Genomic DNA, 6,801 nt, shown 5'->3' with positions numbered 1-6,801 from the left:
AGCCGCCACGAGCCAGGACCGCGCAAACCGCCAGCCGCTGCAACTTCCGCCAGCCACCACGAGCCGGGACCGCGCAAACCGCCAGCCGCTGCTACTTCCGGCAGCCGCCACGAGCCAGGACCGCGCAAACCGCCAGCCGCTGCAACTTCCGCCAGCCGACGCAACGAGGGACGGACCTTTGACAGGCCCGCCCCTCGTCCTCGATCGTTAGCCGACTATCAGCGCTTGACCGCTCCATGGATGAAGGCCTCGACGGATGCCTGGCCGATCTCATCGTGACGCTGCTCCGGCGGGGACTTCATGAAGAAGCTGGACGGTGAGGTCAGCGGGCCGCCGATGCCGCGGTCGAGGCCGATCTTGGCTGCACGGATCGCATCGATCACGACGCCGGCCGAGTTCGGCGAATCCCAGACCTCCAGCTTGTACTCCAGGCTGACCGGTGCGCCACCGAAGTTGCGTCCCTCCAACCGGACGAATGCCCACTTGCGATCGTCCAGCCAATCGACGTAGTCGGACGGGCCGACATGGATGTCCTTGTCCTCGAAGTGATGCTCGACATTGCTCGTGACGGCCTGCGTCTTCGAGATCTTCTTCGAGATCAGACGCGAGCGCTCAAGCATGTTCTTGAAGTCCATGTTGCCGCCGACGTTCAGCTGATAGGTGCGGTCGATCGTGATACCGCGGTCCTCGAAGAGCTTGGCCAGCACGCGATGGGTGATGGTGGCGCCGATCTGGCTCTTGATGTCGTCGCCCACGATCGGCACTCCGGCCTCGGTGAACTTCGCCGCCCATTCCGGATCGGACGCGATGAAGACCGGCAGGCAGTTCACGAAGGCAACGCCCGCATCGATCGCGCACTGCGCGTAGTACTTGTCGGCCTCCTCCGAACCCACCGGTAGGTAGCTGACCAGTACGTCGACCTTGGCGTCCTTGATTGCCGCGACGATGTCGACCGGCTCCTCGTCCGACTCGGTGATCGTCTCGCGATAGTACTTGCCGAGGCTGTCGAGAGTGACGCCACGCTGCACCTTGACACCGATGGGAGACACATCGCACAGCTTGATCGTGCAGTTCTCACTCGCATTGATCGCGTCGGCGATGTCGAGACCGACCTTCCGCGCATCGACATCGAAAGCAGCAACGAATTCGAGATCGCTGACGTGGTAATCCCCGAACTGCACATGCATCAAGCCGGGCACATCGTCGCCGGGCTTCGCGTCTTGGTAATAGGTGACGCCTTGCACCAGGGACGATGCACAGTTGCCCACCCCAATGATCCCGACACGGATCGTACTCATCTATTCTCCTTGTTGAATTGACGATTCCTCGGCGGCGATCATCGAATCGAGCCAGGCCAGTTCGCCTGCCGCGACATCGCGGGAATGCCGGACGAGTTCTTTCGAGTAATGGTCCAGTCCCGACAACGACCAAGAGTCGATCATGACGAGCCGGGCCCCGGCGATCTCACGCCGCCCACGCAGGATGCGCAGCCGGTTGTGAGTATCGGTCATCCCCAGCAGACTGAATTGGACGCCGAAGTCGTCCGTCAAGGCGCTGGGATCTGCGGTGGTCAATTGCTCAGCGAGGTACTCCTCCCCGCTGGGCGTGAGGTGATAGATGCGGCGCGAGCGACTGCCGACCAGCAGCGGGCGCTCCGTCCCGCAATCGCAGATGAGCCCTCGCTCCAGCAGCCGGCGAAAAGCCGGATACAGCGATCCGAAGGACACCTTGTGCAGGTGGCCGACCACCATGTTGACGTGCTTGCGCACCTCATAGCCATAGGACGGGCCTTGCGAGAGTCGGCCAAGGATCGCGAGATCCAGGGCCGGTTGACGCAGGGCCATCTGCACTCCTTACCTTCGATTTGCCTTCGATGCGCGGTCATCTGACCTAAGGACGCGACAGCCGCGCTCTTGACGAGCCGCTCTTGTATCGACTCGATATATCGAGATGCTACATCGCGGGCGATGGTGCTGCCAACGTCCGGCGTGCTGCACCGGCGCCTGATGAGCGTGGACGCAGGGTCAATCGCGCGCTTGCCGCCCTAAGCTACAGCCCGTGGGTTTGCTCAAGAAGACACGTCCGCTGCGCCGCAGCGACCTGACCGTCAGCGGGTTGGCCGCGATCATCGGATCGCGCTGGCAGATCGCCGCGGCCAGGACGCGGGAACTGGCTGCGGTGACGGTCCCCGAGGCCACCGGCGGGTGGAGCGCCTACGCTGCGTCCTACTCCCCCAGCCTGCTGGCGCGGCCCTGGTACTGGCAGGGACTCATCGCCGGGCTGAGCGCGATGTTCGGCTATCAGGGCGGACTGTGGACCAGCTGGGCGGTCGGCGCGACAGCCGACAAGTTGGGTGTCAAGATCAAACTGAAGCCGGGCATCCGTCAAGGCGGCACAATCGCCGGCGCGACGATCCTGGCGGCGGCAGCGATCGCGATTCCACTGCGCTCGGTCCGCTGGCATCAGCGCACGGCGGCCTACTCCGGAGTCAACGGTCCGAATGCGTTCTGGGCGGTTGCCTCGGCCGCCGCCGCGGCCGCGACCTTCACCGCTCTGCTCGCGCAGTGGCGCGCCACGGTCTGGTCGATCAACTTTATTTCGAGTCATCTGCACAATCGTCTGGCCTGGCAGGCGCTGAGCCGACTGATCTCCACCCTGGTGGTTACCGGCACGATCCTGGTGATCTTCGATCAGGTCATCATGCGCTCGGTCGTCGGGGTCGCCACTACCGCGTCCGCCCGGGTCGATCTACGTATCCCGAACGGCGTCCATCAACCGGCCACTCCGCTGCATTCGGGAAGCCCAACATCGCTGGAGAGCTGGGATTCGCTGGGCCTGCAAGGCAAGCGCTTCACCTGCGCCGGACCCAGCGCCGAGCGGATCGCCGAGGTGATGGGATCACCCGCCGGCCATCCGATCCGGGCTTATGCGTCCATGAACGGCAGGTCGACCGAAGAGGTCGTCGACGCGGTGCTCGCCGAACTTGATGCCATGAATGCCTGGACGCGCAAGGCGATCCTGATCGTGACCACCACCGGACGCGGCAACGTCAACGAGTGGAGCACCTCGTCATTCGAGTTCCTGACGCACGGCGATTGCGCCACCGCTGCCATGCAGTATTCGGGCTTGCCATCGGCGGTCACGATGCTGAGCAGCAAGCAGATCCCGGTGCATGCCTCCCGGATGCTCTTCGGAGCCATCGAGGAGCGGGTCGCCGCGTTGCCGTTCGATCGGCGGCCGCAGCTCTACGTCGCGGGCGAGTCACTGGGAGCGTTCGGCTCGAACGGCATCTTCTCCAGCCCCGAAGACATGCTCTCGCGCGCCTGCGGCGGCGTCTGGACGGGCTGCCCCACCTTCGCACCCAACCAGACCGAGTGGACGCGCCGGCGCAGCTCGGGATCGACCGTCGTCCGCCCGATCGTCGACCGGGGACGCCACGTCCGATTCGCCTGCCGACCCGACGACTTGCTGGTCGATGGCCAGGGCGAGCCACTGACGAGATGGACGGCTCCGCGTTTCTGCTACCTGCAGAACGATACCGATCCGGTGGTCTGGTGGGGCACCCACCTGCTGTGGAAGAAGCCCGAGTGGCTCGATGAGATGCGCGGCACCAAGACCCCGATGTCTGCGATGACGTGGTGGCCGTTCATCACCTTCTGGCAGATCGCCGCGGACATGCCCGTCTGCCGCGATGTCGGGCCGGGCTACGGCCACAAGTATCATGCCGCGCAGTGCGTGCCGGCGTGGGCAGGTGTGCTGGGACTGGATCCCGCGGCCGACTGGTCTCGGCTGATCGACGCGCTCAACATCGATGTCCCCCCGGTGAATCCCTGATACCAGCCCAGAGCGCTCGATACACGGCCCCGCGTCCACGATCGAGCCGCTGCCTGAAGGTAGCGTGAAAGCTGCACACGCAGAAGGGATCCCCCATGTCGAACACCCGCGCGGCCGCCGGCACCGCGAGCCAAGCCGCACTCTTGTTGATCGCCCGACTGATATTCGCCGCGATTCTGGTGGCGCGCGCCTGGTCGCGTTGGCAGATCGAAGGCATCGACGCCCAGGTCAGCCGTCTCGCCCAAGCGAACCTCCCTGCACCTGAGATCCTCGCGTGGGGCACCATCGCCCTGGAGGGGATCGGCGGCGTACTGCTCGCCTTCGGCCTGTTGACCAGGCTCATCGCCACCTTGATCGCGACCCAGAACATCTTGATCATCGTCTTCCTGCGCTGGACCGCAGGCCCATTCATGAATGCCGGAGGGTTCGAATACAACGCTGCGCTGGCCTGCCTCGGTATCGTCTTCCTCGCTACCGGTGCGAGCTATACCGGGCTCGACAGCCTCTTCTTCCGCCGTAGGAAGACCAGCAACGAGAGCACCGATCTCTACCAGCCCAAGCTGGGGTCGACCCAGTACTGATACGCAGCAGCATTGACCCCGCGCCCGAACACATAGCAGACGCACAGGTTATCCATACCCAAACCTGTGGAATGACTGTCATTGTGCTGTTATGGCGATTGACGATACCGAGCGGCTCACCCGCCCCGATGGAACTCCACTGCGCGTACTGGCAGTGGACGACGAACCCAGCCTGACCGAGCTTCTGGGCATGGCGCTGCGCTACGAAGGCTGGACCGCCAAGACAGCCGCCAGCGGAGCCGACGCCGTCCGAGTCGCTCGCGAGTTCAAGCCGGACGCGATCGTGCTCGACATGATGCTGCCCGACTTCGACGGGCTCGAAGTGATGCGGCGGGTCCGCGCCGGCCAGCCCAACGTACCGGTCATCTTCCTGACCGCCAAGGACGCAGTCGCCGACCGGGTCGCCGGGCTGACCGCCGGCGGTGACGACTACGTCACCAAGCCGTTCAGCCTCGAAGAATTGATCGCCCGGCTGCGGGCCCTGATGCGGCGCAGCGGGGCGGCGTCCAAGCGTGGCGATGCCCAACTGCTCGTCGGCGACCTGATGATGGACGAGGACACCCACGAGGTCTTCCGCGGTGGCGATCCGATCCATTTGACCGCCACCGAGTTCGAGTTGCTGCGGTTCATGATGCGAAACCCGCGCCGGGTGCTCTCGAAGGCACAGATCCTCGACCGGGTCTGGAACTACGACTTCGGCGGCCAGGCCAACGTGGTCGAGTTGTACATCAGCTACCTGCGTAAGAAGATCGATGCAGGGCGGGAGCCCATGATCCACACCATGCGAGGAGCTGGGTATGTCCTCAAGCCGACGGGCTAAGCCGACACTCAAGCGACAACTCGTCATCCGGATCACGCTGATCGTCACCGTGGTCGCAGTCCTGCTGGCCGTCGTCTCGACGCTCCTGGTCTCCTGGGTACTTACCGCCAAACTGGACCAGCAACTGCTTTACGCGATCAATGCCAGCGAGAGCCGACCGCAGGGCCCCAATCCGCAGAATGACGATCAGAACGACGACCAACCGCTCGACGGCACCGGATTGCGGCTGGGCGGCCTGCCGGTCGGCAGTGTCTCGCTGTCGATCTCGTCGTCCGGCATCGTGCACAGCTCGATCATCTGGGAGTACGGCAGCCAGATTCCCGACAACGATCAGCTGGCGACGCTGCTGAACCTACCGCGTGACGGCGAAGTCCGATCGGTGAAGATCACCGATCTCGGAAACTATCGCGCAGTCGCGGTGACTACAGGGAATACCAGCGGAACGACGACCATGGCGGTGGCGTCGCCGACCGCCGCGAATGACGCCATCGTCGTCGCCATGATGTGGATCGAGTTCGGCCTGATTCTCATCGCCACCATCTCCGCGGCGGGCATCTCGACCGTGGTGGTGCGCAACTCGCTGCGTCCGCTCACCCGGCTTGCCGACACCGCTACCCAGGTCGCCGCGCTGCCTTTGGAGTCCGGCGAGGTCGCCATCGACGTCCGGGTGCCGAGCACGCAGGTCGCTGATCAGAGCGAGATCGGACGAGTGAGCGCCGCCTTCAACTCAATGCTGGACAATGTCGAGACCTCGCTACAGGCCAGGCAGGCTTCCGAGACCAAGGTCCGTCAATTCGTCGCGGACGCCAGCCACGAACTGCGCAATCCACTCGCGTCGATTCGTGGCTACGCGGAGCTGACCCGGCACGGACGCGAAGAGCTACCGCCGGATACCGTCTTCGCGCTGGGACGCATCGAATCGGAGTCGCAGCGGATGAGCCGGCTGGTGGAGCAGATGCTGTTGCTGGCCCGCCTCGACAATGACCAGACCACAGCGCGCGGCGAGGTCGATCTCGCCGAAGTGACCCTGAACGCCGTCAGCGATGCGCGGGCCGCGGGCCCCGACCACCGGTGGCTGGTGCAGGTGCCCGATGATCCGGTGATCATCATCGCAGACGCGGGACAGATGCAGCAGGTGCTGGTCAATCTGCTCGGCAACGCCCGCAAACACACTCCCGCCGGCACGACTGTGTCGGCCTCGGTGACCACCCGCCGGGGATGGGCACGTATCGAAGTCGCCGACAACGGACCGGGAATTCCATCGGCGCTCACCGGGCAGATCTTCGAGCGCTTCACCAAGGCGGACGCGGCCCGCGCCCACAGCGCCGAGGGTTCTACCGGCCTGGGGCTGGCGATCGTGGCCGCAGTGACCACCTCCCACGGCGGACGGGTGGACGTCGATTCCCGGCTGGCCACCGAGACGGAGCCTGGTTATGCGCGGTTTGTCGTCCATCTGCCGCTGGCGCAGTGATCGGGTCCCTCTCCCAACCGCATCGTGTCGGGACAGGGCCCAACACGGGCGCTCCCGCTACTCGATCCGCAATCTGGAGGGACCAGGCCGGCGCG

Annotated in this window: 6 protein-coding genes; 4 read left to right on the top strand and 2 right to left on the bottom strand. The window is 64.9% G+C overall.

Annotation, left to right across the window (positions count from 1 at the left end; all coding sequences use genetic code 11):
* Positions 1-218 precede the first annotated feature (218 nt).
* Positions 219-1,298, bottom strand: coding sequence for an inositol-3-phosphate synthase (locus tag AAFP05_RS11665; RefSeq protein WP_341730038.1), 1,080 nt, complete (start codon positions 1,296-1,298; stop codon positions 219-221).
* The gene (locus tag AAFP05_RS11660) at positions 1,299-1,844 is read right to left on the bottom strand and encodes a PadR family transcriptional regulator (protein WP_341730037.1); all 546 of its coding nucleotides are present in this window, start codon (positions 1,842-1,844) and stop codon (positions 1,299-1,301) included. It lies immediately after the preceding gene.
* Positions 1,845-2,058: 214 nt separating this feature from the next.
* On the opposite strand from AAFP05_RS11660, the gene AAFP05_RS11655 reads away from it, so the two are divergent.
* The 4 genes from AAFP05_RS11655 (at position 2,059) to AAFP05_RS11640 (ending at position 6,706) form a co-directional block, all read left to right on the top strand.
* On the top strand, positions 2,059-3,834 hold the full coding sequence (locus AAFP05_RS11655; RefSeq protein WP_341730036.1) for an alpha/beta-hydrolase family protein: 1,776 nt from the start codon (positions 2,059-2,061) through the stop codon (positions 3,832-3,834).
* Positions 3,835-3,929: 95 nt separating this feature from the next.
* On the top strand, positions 3,930-4,415 hold the full coding sequence (locus AAFP05_RS11650) for a DoxX family protein (protein WP_341730035.1): 486 nt from the start codon (positions 3,930-3,932) through the stop codon (positions 4,413-4,415).
* A 91-nt stretch (positions 4,416-4,506) separates the two neighbouring features.
* Positions 4,507-5,235 carry a response regulator transcription factor gene (locus AAFP05_RS11645; RefSeq protein ID WP_341730034.1) on the top strand — a complete coding sequence of 243 codons (729 nt, stop codon included), beginning with the start codon at positions 4,507-4,509 and terminating at the stop codon, positions 5,233-5,235.
* Complete coding sequence (locus tag AAFP05_RS11640; RefSeq protein WP_341730033.1) at positions 5,213-6,706, top strand: HAMP domain-containing sensor histidine kinase; 1,494 nt, start codon at positions 5,213-5,215, stop codon at positions 6,704-6,706. Before AAFP05_RS11645 ends, AAFP05_RS11640 begins: the two co-directional genes overlap by 23 nt.
* Positions 6,707-6,801: the final 95 nt, after the last annotated feature.

Origin of the sequence: Brooklawnia sp., from assembly GCF_032229645.1 — a bacterium.
In the GTDB taxonomy this organism is placed as follows: domain Bacteria; phylum Actinomycetota; class Actinomycetes; order Propionibacteriales; family Propionibacteriaceae; genus Brooklawnia.
The sequence above is the reverse complement of the archived record's forward strand: the minus strand, read 5'-3'. Positions and strand labels throughout refer to the sequence as shown.